At 72.8% G+C, this 17,308-nt stretch carries 20 protein-coding genes and 1 pseudogene; 9 read left to right on the forward strand and 12 right to left on the reverse strand.

Annotated features, from left to right (window positions below; genetic code table 11):
* Positions 1-161: 161 nt before the first annotated feature.
* Positions 162-356, reverse strand: coding sequence for a hypothetical protein (locus AB0L59_RS05300; RefSeq protein ID WP_365579367.1), 195 nt, complete (start codon positions 354-356; stop codon positions 162-164).
* 56 nt (positions 357-412) lie between these two features.
* Positions 413-1,279: a rhomboid family intramembrane serine protease gene (locus AB0L59_RS05305; RefSeq protein WP_365579369.1), complete on the reverse strand. Its 867-nt coding sequence runs from the start codon at positions 1,277-1,279 to the stop codon at positions 413-415.
* Between the two features lie 160 nt (positions 1,280-1,439).
* Here AB0L59_RS05305 and AB0L59_RS05310 point away from each other — a divergent pair, with 160 nt between their 5' ends.
* Positions 1,440-2,192, forward strand: a complete 753-nt coding sequence (locus tag AB0L59_RS05310) for a VWA domain-containing protein (RefSeq protein ID WP_365579371.1) — start codon at positions 1,440-1,442, stop codon at positions 2,190-2,192.
* Here AB0L59_RS05310 and AB0L59_RS05315 read toward each other — a convergent pair.
* Positions 2,167-3,015: an aldo/keto reductase gene (locus AB0L59_RS05315; RefSeq protein WP_365579373.1), complete on the reverse strand. Its 849-nt coding sequence runs from the start codon at positions 3,013-3,015 to the stop codon at positions 2,167-2,169. The genes AB0L59_RS05310 and AB0L59_RS05315 overlap by 26 nt on opposite strands.
* 68 nt (positions 3,016-3,083) lie before the next feature.
* Here AB0L59_RS05315 and AB0L59_RS05320 point away from each other — a divergent pair, with 68 nt between their 5' ends.
* On the forward strand, positions 3,084-3,419 hold the full coding sequence (locus AB0L59_RS05320) for a MerR family transcriptional regulator (RefSeq protein WP_365579375.1): 336 nt from the start codon (positions 3,084-3,086) through the stop codon (positions 3,417-3,419).
* On the opposite strand, the gene AB0L59_RS05325 is transcribed toward AB0L59_RS05320, so the two are convergent.
* Both AB0L59_RS05325 and AB0L59_RS05330 read right to left on the reverse strand, forming a co-directional pair.
* On the reverse strand, positions 3,397-4,572 hold the full coding sequence (locus AB0L59_RS05325) for an acyl-CoA dehydrogenase family protein (protein WP_365579377.1): 1,176 nt from the start codon (positions 4,570-4,572) through the stop codon (positions 3,397-3,399). The genes AB0L59_RS05320 and AB0L59_RS05325 overlap by 23 nt on opposite strands.
* Positions 4,572-5,711 carry an acyl-CoA dehydrogenase family protein gene (locus AB0L59_RS05330; RefSeq protein ID WP_365579379.1) on the reverse strand — a complete coding sequence of 380 codons (1,140 nt, stop codon included), beginning with the start codon at positions 5,709-5,711 and terminating at the stop codon, positions 4,572-4,574. The genes AB0L59_RS05325 and AB0L59_RS05330 overlap by 1 nt, the downstream gene beginning before the upstream one ends.
* 60 nt (positions 5,712-5,771) lie before the next feature.
* Here AB0L59_RS05330 and AB0L59_RS05335 point away from each other — a divergent pair, with 60 nt between their 5' ends.
* From AB0L59_RS05335 to AB0L59_RS05345, 3 genes are read left to right on the forward strand one after another with little or no spacing between them, the layout of a single operon-like run.
* Positions 5,772-6,557: an SDR family oxidoreductase gene (locus AB0L59_RS05335; protein WP_365579381.1), complete on the forward strand. Its 786-nt coding sequence runs from the start codon at positions 5,772-5,774 to the stop codon at positions 6,555-6,557.
* 15 nt (positions 6,558-6,572) lie between these two features.
* The gene (locus AB0L59_RS05340) at positions 6,573-7,184 is read left to right on the forward strand and encodes a TetR/AcrR family transcriptional regulator (RefSeq protein ID WP_365579383.1); all 612 of its coding nucleotides are present in this window, start codon (positions 6,573-6,575) and stop codon (positions 7,182-7,184) included.
* A gap of 40 nt (positions 7,185-7,224) precedes the next feature.
* The gene (locus tag AB0L59_RS05345; protein WP_365579385.1) at positions 7,225-8,382 is read left to right on the forward strand and encodes an acetyl-CoA C-acetyltransferase; all 1,158 of its coding nucleotides are present in this window, start codon (positions 7,225-7,227) and stop codon (positions 8,380-8,382) included.
* 99 nt (positions 8,383-8,481) lie between these two features.
* Here AB0L59_RS05345 and AB0L59_RS05350 read toward each other — a convergent pair whose 3' ends face one another.
* The 4 genes from AB0L59_RS05350 to AB0L59_RS05365 are packed head-to-tail and all read right to left on the reverse strand — an operon-like array spanning position 8,482 to position 11,919.
* Positions 8,482-9,537 carry a nitronate monooxygenase gene (locus tag AB0L59_RS05350; protein WP_365579387.1) on the reverse strand — a complete coding sequence of 352 codons (1,056 nt, stop codon included), beginning with the start codon at positions 9,535-9,537 and terminating at the stop codon, positions 8,482-8,484.
* A 4-nt stretch (positions 9,538-9,541) separates the two neighbouring features.
* On the reverse strand, positions 9,542-10,330 hold the full coding sequence (locus AB0L59_RS05355) for a CoA-transferase (RefSeq protein WP_365579389.1): 789 nt from the start codon (positions 10,328-10,330) through the stop codon (positions 9,542-9,544).
* On the reverse strand, positions 10,327-11,175 hold the full coding sequence (locus tag AB0L59_RS05360) for a CoA-transferase (RefSeq protein ID WP_365579391.1): 849 nt from the start codon (positions 11,173-11,175) through the stop codon (positions 10,327-10,329). The genes AB0L59_RS05355 and AB0L59_RS05360 overlap by 4 nt, the downstream gene beginning before the upstream one ends.
* Complete coding sequence (locus tag AB0L59_RS05365) at positions 11,176-11,919, reverse strand: enoyl-CoA hydratase family protein (RefSeq protein ID WP_365579393.1); 744 nt, start codon at positions 11,917-11,919, stop codon at positions 11,176-11,178.
* An 85-nt stretch (positions 11,920-12,004) separates the two neighbouring features.
* On the opposite strand from AB0L59_RS05365, the gene AB0L59_RS05370 reads away from it, so the two are divergent.
* Both AB0L59_RS05370 and AB0L59_RS05375 read left to right on the forward strand, forming a co-directional pair.
* Complete coding sequence (locus AB0L59_RS05370) at positions 12,005-12,781, forward strand: SDR family oxidoreductase (RefSeq protein ID WP_365579395.1); 777 nt, start codon at positions 12,005-12,007, stop codon at positions 12,779-12,781.
* A gap of 1 nt (position 12,782) precedes the next feature.
* Entirely contained in the window at positions 12,783-13,706 is a 924-nt protein-coding gene (locus AB0L59_RS05375; protein ID WP_365579397.1) for an SDR family oxidoreductase, read from the forward strand.
* Between the two features lie 119 nt (positions 13,707-13,825).
* Here AB0L59_RS05375 and AB0L59_RS05380 read toward each other — a convergent pair whose 3' ends face one another.
* The 3 genes and pseudogenes from AB0L59_RS05380 to AB0L59_RS05390 form a co-directional block, all read right to left on the reverse strand.
* Positions 13,826-14,368 (reverse strand): GNAT family N-acetyltransferase, encoded by a 543-nt coding sequence (locus AB0L59_RS05380; protein ID WP_365579399.1) that lies wholly within the window; start codon positions 14,366-14,368, stop codon positions 13,826-13,828.
* Between the two features lie 62 nt (positions 14,369-14,430).
* Complete coding sequence (locus tag AB0L59_RS05385; protein WP_365579401.1) at positions 14,431-15,312, reverse strand: hypothetical protein; 882 nt, start codon at positions 15,310-15,312, stop codon at positions 14,431-14,433.
* A gap of 158 nt (positions 15,313-15,470) precedes the next feature.
* Positions 15,471-15,833: pseudogene (locus AB0L59_RS05390) on the reverse strand (beta-galactosidase); the annotation flags it as partial.
* A gap of 84 nt (positions 15,834-15,917) precedes the next feature.
* On the opposite strand from AB0L59_RS05390, the gene AB0L59_RS05395 reads away from it, so the two are divergent.
* Both AB0L59_RS05395 and AB0L59_RS05400 read left to right on the forward strand, forming a co-directional pair.
* The gene (locus AB0L59_RS05395) at positions 15,918-16,835 is read left to right on the forward strand and encodes an AraC family transcriptional regulator (protein WP_365579403.1); all 918 of its coding nucleotides are present in this window, start codon (positions 15,918-15,920) and stop codon (positions 16,833-16,835) included.
* Positions 16,836-16,840: 5 nt separating this feature from the next.
* Positions 16,841-17,188, forward strand: coding sequence for a chorismate mutase (locus AB0L59_RS05400; protein WP_365579405.1), 348 nt, complete (start codon positions 16,841-16,843; stop codon positions 17,186-17,188).
* The last annotated feature ends 120 nt before the right edge of the window (positions 17,189-17,308 follow it).

Consider the following 17,308-nt stretch of genomic DNA (forward strand, 5'->3'; position numbering starts at 1 on the left):
CCACCGCGCCGACCGGTCGGCCGGCTCCTCGACGGTGCCGGTGGCCTCCAGACCCCAGCCGGAGGGGCGGTCGGTCAGGGTGAACAGCTGGTTGCGCAGACGGTCACCACGGACCCGGACGCCGTAGAAGTGCACGCCGACGTCGATCAGTGGTGTCGCGCTCACGGATCGCCGAAGGACAGGGAGACGACCAGCGAGTCCCAGGCGTCCGACCGCAGGACGTCTCCGCCGACATGGGCCTCGGCCCAACCGGCGGTGCGCTCCCGCAGCGCGGCCGCGAAGGCGTGCTCGTCGTCGGTGAACTCGAACTCATCGTCGACTTCCGGTTCGATGACGAACCACGGATGCTCGGGCATGGCCGGAAGCGTACGGTCGGCCGCATCCGCCGGGCACCCGGCTGTCCCGCGCCCGCTCAGGCCGTCAGCGATGTCACCTTCATCCACGTGAGCACCAGCAGCAGCGCCAGCAGCGCCACGCACACCCCCGCCTGGACCAGCGTGCGCCGGCCGTCGCGGGGCGCGTACGCGTACGCCAGCGTGACCACCGCGCCCGAGAGGAGACCGCCGAGGTGGGCCTGCCAGGAGGTCGCCCAGGCGGAGATCACCATCCACAGCAGCAGGCCGGCCATGTACTGGTTGACCGCTCGCATGTCGTGGCCGAGGCGGCGGCCCATGACCCAGTACGCGGCGCCCAGACCGAAGATCGCGCCGGAGGCGCCGACGGTGAAGTCCGTGGGTGCGAGCAGCAGTACCAGCACCGAGCCGCCCAGCGCCGACAGCAGATACAGGGCGAGATAGCGGACCCGGCCGAGCTGCGCCTCGACCACGCGGCCGATGTTCCACAGCGCGAGCATGTTGAACAGGATGTGCGTGACGCCGAACGTGCCCTCGGTGGGCGTCAGATGCAGGAACGCGCCGGTCAGCAGTCGGTACCACTCGCCGTGCGCGACGCCCTCCGGCAGGTACCCCGCGGGCACGGTGCCGAGCATGGCGAAGCGGTCCTCGATCGACGGCCGGGCCAACTCGGCGAGGTAGGCGAGCACATTGAGCCCGACGAGCACGTACGTCACCAGCGGTACGGCGCTGATCCGGCCGCCGAACGCGGTGCGCGCCTGCCGCACCGACCGTGCTCCCTCCTTCACGCACTCCACGCACTGATGACCGACGGCGGCCTCGCGCATGCAGGACGGGCAGATGTAGCGATCGCATCGGGTGCAGCGGACATGGGACTCCACCTGCGGATGACGGAAGCAGGTGGTGATGGCGGAATCGGCGGCCACGGCCGGCTCCTCGCAGAGAGAAGGGGACGGAAAGAGCCGGTGGGGTCGGCGGCGAACAAAATAGCGAACCCATGTGACAGGAGCGTCACCTGGGGCTGTCGATCACGTAGGCTCGGCCTCCGGACAGCCGGGGGCGGTGAGGGACAGCCGAGGGGGACGCATGGCCGCGATCAGTCTCAGCAAGGTGGAACAGACCGCGCCCGCGCTCGCCGGCGCCTACAGGTCGGCCGGAGTGTCGCTTGCCAAGCACGGCCTGGACGGGCTGCGCGCCGCCGTCTACCTGGTGGTCGACTACTCCGGCTCGATGAAGCCGTACTACCAGGACGGCAGCGTGCAGACCCTCGCCGACCGGGTGCTGGGCCTGTCCGCGCACCTGGACGACGACGGCCGGGTGCCGGTGGTGTTCTTCTCCACGGACGTCGACGCGGTCACCGACATCGCCCTCGACGGGCACGAGGGCAGCGTCGAGCGGATCGTGGCCGGGCTCGGGCACATGGGCAGGACCAGCTACCACCTGGCCATGGACGCCGTCATCGACCACTACCTGGACAGCGGTGCCACCGACCCCGCCCTCGTCGTCTTCCAGACCGACGGCGGCCCGATCAACAAGCTCGCCGCCGAACGCTATCTGTGCAAGGCGGCCAAACTGCCCCTGTTCTGGCAGTTCGTCGGCTTCGGCGACCCGGACAGCCGGCAGTTCGACTTCCTGCGCAAGCTGGACGAGCTGGCCGTGCCCGGCCGGCGGATCGTGGACAACGCCGGTTTCTTCCACGTCGGCCAGGACCCGCGAGGCGTCTCCGACGGCGAACTGTACGACCGGCTCGTCGGGGAGTTCCCGCGGTGGCTCGCAGCCGCACGCGCCGCGGGCGTCGTCCGGCCGGCCCGGGTCACCCCGCCGCGTCGATCCGCTTGAACTGCTCCTCGGTGAGGGAGAGCCCGAGAGCGCCGGCGTTCTCGGCGAGATGGGCGGGGGAGGAGGTGCCCGGGATGGGAAGCACGTTCGGTGCCCGGTGCAACCGCCAGGCGAGGGCCGTCTGGGCGCGGGTGGCCCCGAGTTCGGAGGCGACCTCGGCGAGCGCCCCGCCCTCGGCCGCGTGCCCGCCCAGCGCCACCGGGAAGTACGGCAGGAAGGCGATACCGCGCTCGGCCGTGTGGTCGATCACCGGGTCGTGGCCGCGCGTGGCCGGGTTGTACACGTTCTGCACGCCGGCGATCGGTGCGATGGCGCCGGCGGCGGTCAGCTCCTCCAGCGTCACCTCCGACAGCCCGATGTGCCGTACCCTGCCCTCCTCCTGGAGCTGCTTGAGCGCTCCGATCTGGTCCGCGAGCGGGTAGTCCGGGTCGATGCGGTCGGTACGCAGCCGCCGCAGGCTCAACTCGGCCTGCTGGCGCAGACAGGCCGGGTGTCCATGGGTGATCCACTCGGTGGGTCCGGGCCTGAGCAGACCCGCCTCGGTCGCGATCGCGATGCCGTCGCGGTACGGCTGGAGCGCCTCCGCCAGCAACTCCTCGTTCGCGCCCAGGGCGTAGGCATCGGCGGTGTCGAAGAGGTTCACACCCAGCTCGGCCGCCGTGCGCAGGAGGCCGAAGGTGTCGGCGCGGTCGGTGGGCGCGGTCCAGATCGGCGCGGTCATGCCGGACCGCTCGTGCGGGGCGTTCGCCGGGCGCATCGCGCCGTAGCCGATCCGGCGCACCTCGAGGTCGCCACCGATGCGGAACACATTCGGGTTCGTCATGGCTGTGACGCCCGGAGCTCACATGGATGTGAGCTTCAAGCCCATCGGGGCCGTCGTGAGGGGGGCATATGAAGATCGGGGAGCTGGCCCGCGCGACCGGCGTGAGCGTCCGGCTGCTGCGGTACTACGAGGAACAGGGCCTGCTCCTGCCCGACCGCACCCCCGGCGGACGGCGGGTGTACGACGCCGACGCGCCCGCGACCGTACGCCGCGTCCGCAGCCTTCTGGACGCCGGCCTGCCCACCCGGGTGATCCGCGAGGTGCTGGACTGCGTGGGCGGCAGCGAGGCGGAGGCCGAGCCCTGTCTCGCCCCGGTGCTGCTGGAGCAACTGCAGGGCATCGAGGAACGCATCGCCCGCCTGGAAGGCGCCCGGACCTCGCTCACGCGCCTGCTGGTCCGCTGAGCGCGTCGTCGAGCACCAGCTCGCGGCACTCCTCGGGCGTGCCCCACGCCGTGCGCAGGGCGCGGGCCTTGGTCAGCCACAGGGACAGGTCGTACTCCGCGGTGTAGCCGATCGCGCCGTGCAGCTGCAGCGCCGCACGTGCGGCGCCGTACGCCGCCTCGCACGCCTTCAGCTTCGCTGCCGCCACGTCCGCCGGGCGGAGCGATATCGCCGCGCCGAGGACCAGCGGGCGGGCGAACTCCAGCGCCGTCCTGGCGTCGGCGAGGCGGTGCTTGACCGCCTGGAAGGAGCCGACGGGGACGCCGAACTGGGTGCGCTGCCCGACGTAGGCGACCGTGCGGTCGAGCAGGGCGAGTCCGACGCCGAGGGCCTGGGCGGCCGTGGCCAGACGGGCCCAGGTCAGGGCGCGGTCGCGCGGGGGATCGGGGGTGAGCAGCTCGCCGTCCGGGCTGAGCGGGGCCAGACGGCGGGCCGGGTCGAGGGAGCGGAGCACCGGGCCGACGGCGCCGGTGGACAGGTACAGGCCGTCTGCGGTGAGGACGAGACGGAGGCCGGCCGCGTCGGCGTCGAGGGCCAGACGGGGGGTGGCCTCGGCGGTGCCGGTGCCGGGTGCTGGTCGGGTGGGGGCCTTGGCGGTGCCGGGGGCCGGGTGGCGAAGGGCCTTGGCGGTGCCGGGGGTGAGGGGGGAGGTGGGGTTGGCTGTGTGGGAGGTCAGGCAGGCGGTGGATTCGGGGATCTCGGGCGGTGGGCCGGGGTCGGTCGCGCCGGTGTCGGGGGCGTAGGCCTTTGGCGTCGTCACGGTCGCGAGCTCCGTCCCGGCCGCCAGCCCCGGCAGGAAACGCCCGGCCGACGGGAGGTCCTGGACCAGTACGGCCGCCGCGACCGTCTCCACCAGCGGGCCGGGCACCGCGTGTCGGCCCAACTCCACGAAGGCCAGGGCAAGTTCCACGGAATGAGGCCCCAGCCCCCCGTACTCCTCCGGCACCGCGAGGCCGAAGACCCCCGCCTCGGCGATCCGTGACCACAACGCCCGCCCGCTCCCGTGGTCGCCGCGGCTCCAGTCGCGGATCACCACCGGGGTGTCGGCCCCTGACAGCATCGCGTGCAGGGAGTCGGTGAAGGCGTGCTGTTCGGCGTCGAGCAGGAAACGCATCAGCGGCGTCCCTTCGGCAGGCCGAGCAGCCGCTCGGCGATGATGTCCCGCTGGATCTCGTTGGTGCCCGCGTAGATGGGCCCGGCGAGCGCGAACACATATCCCTCGGACCACGCGGTGTCGGCCGGCTCGCCCTCCTCCCCCAGCAGATCGAGCGCCGTCTCGTGCAGCGCGAGGTCCAGCTCGGACCAGAAGATCTTGTTCATGCTGGACGCGGGGCCGAGCTCCTCGCCGGCCAGGAAGCGGGAGGCGGCCGCGTAGGTGAACAGCTGGTAGGCGCGGGCGCCGATCAGGGCGTCGGCCACCCGGGCGCGGGCGTGCTCCGGGCAGCCGCGCGAGCGCCAGAGCTCCACCAGCCGGTGCGCCGAGGCGAGGAAGCGGCCCGGTGAGCGCAGGGTGAGCCCGCGTTCGTCGCCCGCCGTGGACATCGCGATCCGCCAGCCCTGACCGGGCTCGCCGATCACGTCCTCGTCCGGCACGAACACGTCGTCCAGGAACAGCTCGGCGAAGGCGGGCTTGCCGTCCAGCCGGCCGATCGGACGGACCGTGACTCCCGGTGCCCGCAGGTCGAACATCAGATACGTGAGCCCCTGGTGCGGTTTCGGCGCCGCCGGATCGCTGCGGAACAGCCCGAAGGCCCGGTCGGCGAAGGCCGCCCGCGACGACCAGGTCTTCTGCCCGCGCAGGAGCCAGCCGCCGTCCGTTCGCACCGCCCTGGAGGTGAGCGAGGCCAGGTCGGAGCCCGCCTCCGGCTCGGACCAGGCCTGCGCCCAGACCACCTCGCCCGTGGCCATCGGCGGCAACACCCGCGCGCATTGCTCCTCGGTGCCGTGGTCGAGGAGTGTCGGCGCGAGCAGGCTGATCCCGTTCTGGCCGACGCGGCCCGGCGCGCCCGCCGCCCAGTACTCCTCCTCGAAGACCAGCCAGCGCGGCAACCCCGCACCCCGGCCGCCGTACCGCTCCGGCCACGACACCACCGACCAGCGGTCCGCGGCCAGTTCGGCCTCCCAGGCGCGGTGGGCCGCGAAGCCCTCCGCCGTCTCCAGGGACGGCAGCGGCGTGCCCGGCACATGCGCGGCGAGCCAGGCCCGGGCCTCGGCGCGGAACTCCTCGTCGGCCGCGGAGTGGGTGAGGTCCACCGCCGGCACCTTCTTCCCTCGACCTTCCCTAACAAGTGTTTGGTAGGTTAGCGTGGCCGTATGACAGGCGTCGAGAGCCCGGTCTACGTCCCCGGGCACGGACTGCTCCGGGGCCGCACCGCCGTCATCACCGCGGCGGCCGGCGCCGGCATCGGGGGAGCGACCGCGCGCCGCTTCCTGGAGGAGGGCGCCCGCGTCGTCATCAGTGACGCGCACACCCGCCGGCTGAAGGAGTACGAGGCCGAACTGGGCCGGGAGTTCCCGGGCGCGGTGACCGCGGTGCCCTGCGACGTCACCGACGAGGGCCAGGTGCGGGCGCTGTTCGAGACGGCCGCGGCCGCGCACGGGCGGCTGGACGTCGTCGTCAACAACGCAGGCCTCGGCGGGACTTCGCACCTCGTCGACATGACCGACGAGCAGTGGTCCCGGGTGCTGGACGTCACCCTCAACGGCACTTTCCGGTGCACGCGCGCGGCCCTGCGGTCCATGCGGGAGAGGGGCGGCGGGGTGATCGTCAACAACGCCTCCGTCGTCGGCTGGCGCGCCCAGGCCGGTCAGGCGCACTACGCCGCTGCCAAGGCCGGGGTGATGGCGCTGACCCGCTGCGCCGCGATCGAGGCCGCCCCCTACGGCGTGCGGGTCAACGCGGTCGCCCCGAGCCTCGCCATGCACCCGCACCTGGTGAAGGTCACGTCCGCGGAACTCCTCCAGGAGCTGACCGGGCGCGAGGCCTTCGGACGGTACGCGGAGCCCTGGGAGGTGGCCAACGTGATCGTGTTCCTGGCCTCCGGCTACTCCTCCTACATGACCGGCGAGGTCGTCGCCGTCAGCAGCCAGCATGCCTAGGACCAGAATGGGTGCGTGCCGACCAAGAAGAAGCCCCAGGTGACCGCGGCGGCCGCCCGGCGCGGCGAACTCCTCAGCACCGCTGCCGAGGTGTTCGCCGAGCACGGCTACAACGCCACCACCGTCCGCAGGATCGCCGACCACGCCGGGATGCTCGCGGGCAGCCTGTACTACCACTTCGACTCCAAGGAGTCGATGCTCGAGGAGATCCTGCGGACCTTCCTCGACGAGCTGTGGGACGGCTACGACACCGTCCTCGCCGCAGGGCTCGGGCCCCGCGAGACGCTGGAGGCGCTCGTCACCGAGTCCTTCCGGGAGATCGACCGGCACCGCGCGGCCGTCGCGATCTACCAGAAGGAGAGCAAGCAGCTCGTCGCCCAGGACCGGTTCGCGTTCCTCGCCGACTCCCAGCGCCGGTTCGAGAAGGCATGGCTCAGCACGCTGGAACGCGGGGTCGCCGAGCACGTCTTCCGCGCCGACCTCGACGTCCGCCTCACCTACCGGTTCGTGCGCGACACCGTGTGGGTCGCCGCCTCCTGGTACCGGCCCGGCGGACAGCACAGCCCCGAGGAGATCGCCCGCCAGTACCTGTCGATGGTGCTGGACGGGATCGCCGTACGCGAGTGACACCGTTCGCATAACGCCCCTTTCCAGTGAGGGAGTCGGCATGGCCGAGGCCTACATCGTCGAAGCGGTCCGCACGCCCGTCGGGCGGCGCGGGGGAGGGCTCAGCGCGGTCCACCCGGCCGACCTGGGCGCGCATGTGCTCAAGGCGCTGGTGGAGCGGGCCGGCATCGACCCGGCAGCCGTGGAGGACGTGGTCTTCGGCTGTCTGGACGCGGTGGGGCCGCAGGCCGGGGACATCGCCCGGACCTGCTGGCTGGCCGCCGGGCTCCCCGAGGAGGTGCCGGGCGTGACCGTCGACCGGCAGTGCGGCTCCTCGCAGCAGGCCGTGCACTTCGCCGCGCAGGCCGTGCTGTCCGGCACCCAGGACCTGGTGATCGCCGGCGGGGTGCAGAACATGTCCCAGATCCCGATCGCCTTCGCCTCCCGGCAGGCCGCCGAGCCCCTCGGCCTGACCGACGGTCCTTTCCTCGGCAGCACCGGCTGGCGCGCCCGCTACGGCGACCAGCCCGTCAACCAGTTCAGCGGTGCCGAGATGATCGCCGCCAAGTGGGGTATCGGCCGCGAGGAGCAGGAGGAGTTCGCCCTGCGCTCGCACCGGCGGGCGATCCGGGCCATGGACACCGGCCGCTTCGACCGCGAGACCGTCCCCTACGGCCAGGTCGCCGTCGACGAGGGCCCGCGGCGTGACACCTCCCTGCAGAAGATGGCCGCGCTGAAACCCGTCCTCGACGGCGGCACCGTCACCGCGGCCTGCTCCTCACAGGTCTCCGACGGCGCCGCCGCCCTGCTGCTCGCCTCGGAACGGGCGGTACGTGACCACGGACTGCGCCCGCGTGCCCGTGTCCACCATCTCTGCGTGCGCGGCGAGGACCCCATCCGGATGCTCTCCGCGCCCATCCCGGCCACCGCGCACGCCCTGAAGAAGACCGGTCTGGCCCTCGACGCCATCGACCTCGTGGAGATCAACGAGGCCTTCGCCCCGGTCGTCCTCGCCTGGCTGCGGGAGACCGGCGCCGACCCCGACAAGGTCAACGTCAACGGCGGCGCGATCGCCCTCGGCCATCCGCTCGGCGCGACCGGCGCCCGCCTGATGACGACCCTCCTGCACGAACTGGAGCGCACCGGCGGCCGCTACGGCCTGCAAACCATGTGCGAGGGCGGCGGCCAGGCCAACGTGACGATCATCGAACGGCTCTGAGTGAAAGCCGCTCCGTAAGGGGTTCGGCGGTCCGGAAGAGCGGGACGTGGCTGCGGCTGCGGCGGCGCCACGGCTGGTCGTGCGGTCCCCCGCGCCTCTTCAGAGCGCTGCCCCGCTCAGCCCTTCCAGCACCTCCTCCGCCTCCTTGACGATCCGCTCCACCAGCTCCGCGCACGACGGCAGGTCGTCGATCACCCCGGCGACCTGCCCCGACGCCATCACCCCGAGGTCCGTACGCCCGTCCACCATCGCGGACTTCAGCAGCATCGGGGTGTTCGCGGCCAGCAGCACCTGGCTCCAGGACAGCTCCTTGCCGTGTCTGAGCGCGAGGCCGTCCCGGAACAGCTGCCGCCACGTCAGCCCCGACAGCCGCCGGAAACCGGCCGCTTTCCGCAGCGCGTGGGCCAGGACCCGTATGCGGCCCGACCGTTCCAGCGCGTCCACCAGGTCGGTGCGCAGCATCCGGTGCGGCAGCCCGTCCACCGCCCGGGTCACCGTGACGTCGCGGACCGTCGCCGCCAGATACCGGGCCTTCACGGCCTCCGGCACGGTCGAGTCGGAGGTGAGCAGGAACCGCGTGCCCATGGCCACCCCGGCCGCCCCGTAGGCCAGCGCCGCCACCAGACCCCGCCCGTCGAAGAAGCCGCCCGCCGCCACGACCGGGATGTCCACCGCGTCCACCACCTGCGGCAGCAGCACGCTCGTCGCGACCTCGCCGGTGTGCCCGCCACCTTCGCCACCCTGCACGATCACCGCGTCCGCACCCCACGCGGCCACCTTCTCGGCGTGCCGGCGCGCCCCGACGGACGGGATGACGACCGCCCCCGCCTCCTTGAGCCGGGTGATCAGCTCGCGCGAGGGGGCCAGGGCGAAGGAGGCCACCCGGACGCCCTCCGCCCGCATGATCTCCACCCGGTCGGCCGCATCGCCCGCGTCGGCCCGCAGATTCACCCCGAACGGCGCGTCGGTACGCGACCTCACTTCCCGTATCGCCTCACGCAGCCGGTCCGGCGTCATCGTCGCGGAGGCCAGGATGCCGAGCGCGCCCGCGTTCGCCGCCGCCGAGACCAGCCGCGGGCCTGCCACCCAGCCCATCCCGGTCTGCACGATCGGATGGCGCACCCCGACCAGCCGGGTGAGCGCGGTCTCCCGCACGACCTCACCCCCTCGGGGGGCCGGGCACCTCACGCGCCCGTGCCCCGTCGGGGTCCAGCACCTCACGGATCAGCCGCAGTTCCTCCGCCTCGGGCTCCCGGGTGCGGGGCACCTCGTCCGGCACGGCGAGTTCGAAGCCCGTCGCCTCGCACACCTGCTCCACGCTCACCCCCGGATGCAGCGAGGCGAGCCGCATCGAGTGGTCCGGGGTGGCGAAGTCGAGGACGCAGAGGTCGGAGACGACCCGGACGAGGTCGTGGAAGCGGGCCGAGGAGCCCAGGCCCGCCGCCCGGTCGTACCCCACCCCGCACACCATGTCCACGTGCTCCACGAACACACGTCGGGAGTGTCTCGGTATCCAGTAACTCGTCGGATTGTTGAGCGTGTTGAGGGACGCCCCGCGCACCCCGAGCAGCTGCCGGCGCGGGTGGGCCCAGTCTCCGACGCAGGAGATGTTCTGATTGCCGTACCGGTCGATCTGGCTCGCGCCCATCATCACGTGCCGGCGACCACCCGCCACCAGGTCCAGATGCTGCCGGTACGGCAGCCAGCCCTCGGGCGTGCCGTCCGGGCGGACCAGCAGCGCCTCCCCGTCGGTCAGCAGCAGGTCCGGCGCGAAGGTGAGCCGGGCCAGCCGTGCGGCCAGGGAGGGGATCAGGCCCATCGGTCCGGCCAGGATCTCCCCGGCGCCGCGCCAGGCGTCGGCGCAGGCGATCACGCAGTACTCGGCGCGGGTGGGCGGGGAGAGGGGGGCGCCGGTGGGCGGGGAGGACGGGGTGCGGGTGCCCTTCATCGCTCCTCCTGCCGCCATGCCTTGACCGCCGTCCGGTAGGCGCTCTCGTCGGCGCCGAGGAACCGGTCGGTGAACTCCGGCCAGGGCATGGACGCGTACAGCTTCTGGAACTCCTCGTCCCTGCCGTAGTCCGGAGCGCAGGAGCTGAAGTGCGCGCCGTTCGGGGCCTCCACCACGCCGGTCACCGCGAGCCGTTTGAGGAGCAGTGACTGCGGGGGCGCCTCCTTGGTCAGCTCGGCCGTGTCCACGATCCGCTCGCACGAGACGTAGGCCGCGTCCGCCGCCTCGCAGAACAGGTCGTCGAAGTACGGGTCCGGGCCCAGACACTGCCCGTTGCCCAGCCGGTCGGCGCGGCCCACGTGGACCAGGGCGGCGTCCATCCGCAGGGCGGGCATCGCCACCAACGTCTCCCCGTCCGCGTACGGCGAAGTGACCGTCCGCAGGCCGGGGTTGACCCGCATGACGTCCGAGCCGAGGCCCGCCCGCACCGGCACGAAGGGCAGCCGGTGCGCCGCGGCCTTGAGGCCCCACTGGAACATCCCCTCGTCGATCTCGGTCAGCTCGAAGGCGCCCCGCTCGCGCGCCGCACGGTAGTGCGGTTCGAGCGGGATGGAGTCGAGCGTGACGAAGGCGGTGACCAGCCTGCGGATCCGGCCGGCCGCGGCCAGCATCCCGACGTCCGGGCCGCCGTACGACACGAGCGTGAGGTCGCTGATCGATGTCCTCAGCAGCGCTCTGACCAGCGCCATCGGCTTGCGGCGGGAACCCCAGCCGCCGATGCCGAGGGTCATGCCGCTCCCCAGCCGGGAGACCACCTCGTCGGCGGTCATCGTCTTGTCGCCCATCTACGTGCCCTCCTTCCCGAACGCGTCGCGGACCCGGTCGGCCAGTCCGCTGAGGTTGGCCTCGAACGTGAAGCCCTGTTCGAAGCGGTAGCTGTGGCGCACATCGACCGGGTCGACGCCGTTGATGGCGGCCTTGGCCATGCGCAGCAGCCGCCCGTCCTTGGCGGCGATCTCGCGTGCCAGCTCCAGCGCCGCCGCCCGCAACTGCGCGCGCGGCACCACGCGCCACACCGAGCCGTGCCGGTGCAACTCCTCGGCGCTCGCGGTGCGCCCCGTGTAGTACAGAGCGCGCATCAGGTGCTGCGGGACCAGCCGGGCCAGATGGGTGGCGGCCCCCAGCGCGCCACGGTCCAGCTCGGGCAGCCCGAAGACGGCGTCCTCGCTCGCCACGATCGCGTCCGCGTTGCCCGCCAGGCCTATCCCGCCGCCCAGGCAGAAACCCTGCACCGCCGCGACGACCGGGACCGCGCACTCGTACACCGCGGCGAAGGCCTCGGCGCAGCCGTGGTTGGCACCGATCAGCGCCTCTTGTCCCCGCGTCTGTATCTCCTTGATGTCCACGCCCGCGTTGAACCCGCGGCCCTCGGCGGCCAGCACCACACACCGCACATCGGCGTCGCGGCCGGTCGCGCGCACCGCGTCGGCCAGGGCGAACCAGCCGGACACCGGCAGCGCGTTCACCGGCGGGAAGTCGACGGTGACCGCGGCAATCCCTTTTTCCGGGGACGAACGGGAGACACCCATGGGCGCATCAGCTACCTTTCCACCAAACATTTGTTAGGTGTGAGGCTTCGAAGCTAGCAGTCGGCGCAGACGAGCGGGAGGGCCTGTGGACAACTCGATAGCGCACCCTGTGGACAACGGGCCGCGCGAGAGGACCGTGGTCGTCACCGGCGGTACCCGGGGCGTCGGGGCCGGGATCGCCCGGGCGTTCGCCGAGACCGGCGCCCGGGTCCTGGCCTGCGCCCGCAGACCGCCGGAACGGCCCCTGAAGGGCGTCGAGTTCAGCCCACTCGACCTGCGTGACCCGCCCGCCGTGCGAGCCTTCTTCGCCGCGTTGCCCCGGCTGGACGTGCTGGTCAACAACGCGGGCGGCACGCCGTACCGACGGCTCGCGGATGCCGAGGCCGAACGGCACGCCAGGGTCGTCGAGTTGAACCTGATCACCCCGCTGACCGCCTCCCTCGCCGCGTACGAGCACCTCCGGCGCAGCCGGGGGTCGGTCGTGATGACCGGCAGTGTCAGCGGCGACCGCCCCTCGCCCGGCTCGGCCGCCTACGGCGCGGCCAAGGCGGGCCTCGCGCACCTGGCCGCCTCCATGGCCGTGGAGTGGGCGCCCGAGGTCCGCGTCAACACGCTCGTGGTCGGCATGGTCCGCACCGAGCTCTCACATCTGCACTACGGCGGACCGGACGGCGTCGCCGCCGTCTCCCGCACCGTCCCGCTGGGCCGGCTGGCCGCCCCCGACGACGTCGGCGCCGCCGCCGTCTTCCTCGCCTCCGACGCGGCGGCCTACATCACCGGAGCCAGTCTGCACGTGCACGGCGGCGGGGAGCGCCCCGCCTTTCTGGACGCCACAACCGTCAACCGCGACAAGGGGAAGTGAGATGACCGGAATCTGCGAAGGCCGGGTCGTCGCCGTCACCGGGGCCGGCCGTGGGCTCGGCCGGGCCCATGCCCTCGCCTTCGCGGCCGAGAGGGCCCGGGTCGTCGTCAACGACCTGGGTGTCGCGCTGGACGGAGCGCCCGGTGCGGAGAGCCCGGCCGAGGCCGTCGCCGCCGAGATCCGGGCGGCCGGCGGCGAGGCGGTCGCGCACCGCGGTGACATCGCCACGACCGACGGCGCCGCCTCCCTGGTCGGTACCGCCCTGGACGCGTACGGGCGGCTCGACACGCTGGTCAGCAACGCCGGCTTCCTGCGTGACCGGATGCTGGTCAATCTCGGCGAGGACGACTGGGACGCCGTGATCCGTGTCCACCTCAAGGGCCACTTCCTGCCCCTGAAACACGCCGCCGCGCACTGGCGGGCCGAGGCCAAGGCCGGGCGTTTCCCCGAGGCCCGGATCGTCCACACCAGCAGCGGGGCCGGACTGCTGGGCTCGCTCGGGCAGGGCAACTACAGCGCCGCCAAGGCCGGAATCGTCGGGCTGACCCTGGTCGCGGCGGCCGAACTGGCCCGCTACGGGGTCCAGGTCAACGCCGTCGCGCCCGCCGCCCGCACCCGCATGACGGAACGTACCTTCGCGGCGGCCATGGCGGCCCCGGCCACCGGCTTCGACGTCATGGCGCCCGAGAACGTCTCCCCGCTCGTGGTCTGGCTGGGCTCGGCCGCGAGCACGGGGGTGACCGGCCGCGTCTTCGAGGCGGAGGGCGGCCGGATCACGGTCATGGAGGGCTGGCGGCCCGGACCGACGGTGGACAGGGGGGCGCGGTGGACGCCGGCCGAGGCGGGGGAGGCGGCGCGCAAGCTGCTGGCCGCGGCGGAACCGCCCGGGGCGGTCTACGGCGCCCGGGGCGTGTATCGAGAGTAGACCTTGGTCGTGGGATGATCTATTCCGGACAAGGCCGACCAAGTCCGCAACCGCGAGAAGCGCGGGTCCAGCGGTGGCCGGCCACCGAAGCTACGAGGCCACCGTCCTCGTTGCCGCCGTCAACGAGTGGTTGTGACGTACTGGTCCGACGACAGCTCGAACACCCGTACTCGCCGGCCACCGGTGGGATTGACGGTCTCACGGACCGGATGCATCCCCAGCTTGGTCATGATCCGTTCGGAGGCGTCGTTGCCCACTTGAGTGATGCTGACGATCCGCCTCAGCCCTCGTTCTTCGAACCCGAACCGTACGGCGGCCGCAGCGGCCTCGGTGGCCAGGCCCTGGCCCCAGTGGGAACGTCCCAGCCGCCAGCCGACCTCAACCGCCGGCAGTACCTCCGGCAGGAAGTGGGGCACCGAAAGGCCGGTGAACCCGGCCAGCTCGCCAGTGGACCGGATCTCCACGGCGAACAGGCCGAAGCCCTCGGACTCCCACTCGCTCTCCCAAGCCTGGATCCCCCCGCGTGTCTGCTGTTCGTCACGGATGCTGCCGTCACGGATCCACCGCATGACCTCGGGGTCGGCATTGATGGCAGCCATGGGCGCAACGTCTTCCTCGCGCCAGCGACGCAGGATCAAACGGGCAGTCTCAAGCGTGACCATCCGATCATTCTGGATCGCGGGTGGGCTCTCCGCCATCCTCACCAGGCACTTCGACACACGCCCTAGGTGTCGCACTCCAGGACCGTCCGGCACAACCCGCACCGCGCCCGTACCCGCCCCCTCACCGGTACCCGGATCCGCTGATGGCAGGTGGGGCAGGGGAAGGAGACGCGGAGGTGGCCGGCGGGGTCGGGGGTGAAGGCGTAGGGCGCCTCCGGTGCGACGGAGTGCGCGTGCCGGCGGTCGTGGGCGTAGCGGCGCCGGCCCGCCCAGCCGGCCCCGGTCAGCGGCGGCTGCTGCTCGTCCTGGCGGGCCCGGGCCATGCCCTTGACGTACGCGTCGTACGCCTGCGGGCTGGTGAACCAGACCGAGGGGTCCTCGTGGAACAGCAGCGCCCGCTTGGCCAGGACGTAACCGAACTCCTCCGGCGTGAGGTACCCGAGCTTCTGCGAGGAGACCCCGTCCTCCCGGAAGGCGTCCAGCAGCAGCCAGCCCGCGCCGAGATAGGTCGTCACCGCGTCCGTCAGGATCTCGTTCTCCGCCGTGGTGGGGAAGGACAGGTCCAGGCGGTGCAGGTAGACGTGCGCGACCTCGTGGGCGAGTGCCGCGCCGATGTCCCTGCGGTGGGTGCGGAAACGGTCGTTCAGTTCCACGAAGTACTCCGGGCCCGCCGCCAGTTCGACGTTCGCCGCGTGGGTCATCTCCCGGAAGCCGACGATCAGGCGCGCGTCCGGCAGCCGGAAGTGCCGGACGATCTCGCGGGCCACCCGCTGCGCGCCCAGGTGCAGGTCGTCGGTGTCGCAGAAGGCCACGTCGGCGGGGGCCAGGCTGGTGGCGAACGTCTGCACGGTGTCGTAGGACAGGCGCCTGTACAGCGCGGTGATGGCGGCCCGCACCGTTTCCAGGTGCGGGTAGCCGTGCTGGACCGGTCCGCCGTTCGCCACGTCCGCACCCCCAAAGACGCCGGAACTCCCCTCCACTGTAGGCGGGACGGACGCCCGGTCACACGGTCAGCAGGCGGCGCGCCGGTCCGGGTCCGTCTCCTGCAGCTCCGGGTCCCGGACCTCGTTCCCGCCCTCCCGCAGCACCGGGACGGGACGTCGCCCGTCACCCCGGGCGGCAGCCCACCGCTCTCCGACTCCGCGCAGATGCGGGGGCCCGGCCGCACGATCGCCCACAGGCCCGCGTCCACGACCGCGTCCCGGAACCGCCCGAGCGCCCGCACGTCCCGATGGCGGCCCGGGGCCGGCCGGCGCAGGTTCCAGGGGACGTACGTCTGCACGCAGTTCAGGCCCATCGCCCGCAGCATCGCCGGCCGGTGCCGCGAGCGCTCCACGTGCACCCGGAAGCAGTGGAGCGCCCCCGACAGCGGCCGTACCGGCCGGCCGTCGGGCAGGACATCGGTATCCCCCACCAGGAACGCGCCAAGCGCCCCGGCCCACCCCTTTTCGGCGGTCGGCGTCATGGACGAAGATCGGCGCTGCTTGGACGAAACCCGGGCTCGCCCCGGACAGAAGCCCGCCTCGGAGCACGCCCGGGAGGAGCGCCCATGTACCAGACCTGGATGCGGTTCTTCAGCCCCGGCCCGGCGCACCACCGCCTCGGTCTCGTCTGTCTCGGCGTGGGCCTCCAGCACGGCGCGCTGCCGACGGTCGGCCCGCGGACCCTCGACCATCACGTGGCCGTCGTGATCAGCTCGGGCCGCGGCTGGTACCGGGGCGCCGACGGCCGCCGCACCACCGTCATCGCGCCCGCGCTGCTCTGGCTCACCCCCGGCGTGCCCCACCACTACGCGCCCGACCCGGCAACCGGCTGGGACGAGGGCTTCGTCGACTTCGCCGGGCCCGCCGCCACGACCTACACCGAGCTGGGCTACATCGAACCCGAGCGGCCCGTCGTCCCGCTCTCCGACGCCTCCGGGCCCCGCGCGGTGGTCGCCCGCATCGCCCGCGCCGCCCGCCGCGGCAACCCGCTGCTGGAGGTGGAGACCGGCGCCGCCGTGCACGAGCTCCTCGTCGCCCTGCGCCGCGCCCGCGCCGACCTCGCCCCGGACGGCGACCAGGTGCTCCGGGCGCTCGCGCGGGACGCCTGCACGCCGATGAGCGTGGCCGACCACGCGCGCGTGCACGGCATGACCCCCGCCGAGCTGCGCAGTGCCGTCCGCCGGGCCGCGGGCTGCAGTCCCAAGGACTACCTGCTCGGCATCCGGCTGGGCCGGGCCAAGGAACTGCTCGCCGCCACCGAGCTGCCCGTCGCGGCCGTCGCCCGCCGCGTCGGCTACGACGACCCCGCGTACTTCTCCCGGCTGTTCACCCGGCGTGTGGGCCTCGCCCCGGTGCGCTTCCGCGCCCAGCAGGGCCGCAGCGTGCCCGGGGGCTGGAGCGACCGCGTCCCCGATCCGGACGATCCACCGATGATCCACTCTCCGGACAGCCCGGAGGTCCGGCCCGGACAACCCATAGGGTGACGTGCATGACCACCAGCAACATCGGAACCGGTGACGTGGACCCCGACGTCCGTCAGGAACTGGAGCGGCTGCGCGACAGCATCGACAACATCGACGCGGCCGTCGTCCATCTCCTCGCCGAGCGTTTCAAGGCCACCCAGCAGGTCGGCCGGCTCAAGGCGGTCCACCAGCTGCCGCCCGCCGACCCGGCGCGCGAGGCCCGCCAGATCGAGCGGCTGCGCCGCCTCGCGGAGAACGCCAAGCTCGACCCGGCCTTCGCCGAGAAGTTCCTGAACTTCATCATCGCGGAGGTGATCCGGCACCACGAGCGCATCGCCGAGGACACCGCCAACGGACAGCAGACGGAGGCCTGACCCGTCCGGACCCGGCCGCCCCCGGCACCGCGGGCAGGCCCCGGCAGGGCGGTCACGGCGTACGGGAACGGTCGGGGGGGCGTCGGAACCGGTCGGGGAGTGTCGGGGGCGGTCGCAGGG

Source organism: Streptomyces sp. NPDC052109 (genome assembly GCF_040680195.1).
Lineage (GTDB): Bacteria > Actinomycetota > Actinomycetes > Streptomycetales > Streptomycetaceae > Streptomyces.

Excerpts from the sequence above, each read along its gene's own strand:
- AB0L59_RS05335 (WP_365579381.1), top strand. The coding sequence starts at position 5,772 with ATGACAGGCGTCGAGAGCCCGGTCTACGTCCCCGGGCACGGACTGCTC.
- AB0L59_RS05345 (WP_365579385.1), top strand. The coding sequence starts at position 7,225 with ATGGCCGAGGCCTACATCGTCGAAGCGGTCCGCACGCCCGTCGGGCGG.
- AB0L59_RS05320 (WP_365579375.1), top strand. The coding sequence starts at position 3,084 with ATGAAGATCGGGGAGCTGGCCCGCGCGACCGGCGTGAGCGTCCGGCTG.
- AB0L59_RS05395 (WP_365579403.1), top strand. The coding sequence starts at position 15,918 with ATGTACCAGACCTGGATGCGGTTCTTCAGCCCCGGCCCGGCGCACCAC.
- AB0L59_RS05380 (WP_365579399.1), bottom strand. The coding sequence starts at position 14,368 with ATGGTCACGCTTGAGACTGCCCGTTTGATCCTGCGTCGCTGGCGCGAG.
- AB0L59_RS05315 (WP_365579373.1), bottom strand. The coding sequence starts at position 3,015 with ATGACGAACCCGAATGTGTTCCGCATCGGTGGCGACCTCGAGGTGCGC.
- AB0L59_RS05355 (WP_365579389.1), bottom strand. The coding sequence starts at position 10,330 with ATGAAGGGCACCCGCACCCCGTCCTCCCCGCCCACCGGCGCCCCCCTC.
- AB0L59_RS05325 (WP_365579377.1), bottom strand. The coding sequence starts at position 4,572 with ATGCGTTTCCTGCTCGACGCCGAACAGCACGCCTTCACCGACTCCCTG.
- AB0L59_RS05365 (WP_365579393.1), bottom strand. The coding sequence starts at position 11,919 with ATGGGTGTCTCCCGTTCGTCCCCGGAAAAAGGGATTGCCGCGGTCACC.
- AB0L59_RS05375 (WP_365579397.1), top strand. The coding sequence starts at position 12,783 with ATGACCGGAATCTGCGAAGGCCGGGTCGTCGCCGTCACCGGGGCCGGC.
- AB0L59_RS05400 (WP_365579405.1), top strand. The coding sequence starts at position 16,841 with ATGACCACCAGCAACATCGGAACCGGTGACGTGGACCCCGACGTCCGT.
- AB0L59_RS05360 (WP_365579391.1), bottom strand. The coding sequence starts at position 11,175 with ATGGGCGACAAGACGATGACCGCCGACGAGGTGGTCTCCCGGCTGGGG.
- AB0L59_RS05310 (WP_365579371.1), top strand. The coding sequence starts at position 1,440 with ATGGCCGCGATCAGTCTCAGCAAGGTGGAACAGACCGCGCCCGCGCTC.
- AB0L59_RS05300 (WP_365579367.1), bottom strand. The coding sequence starts at position 356 with ATGCCCGAGCATCCGTGGTTCGTCATCGAACCGGAAGTCGACGATGAG.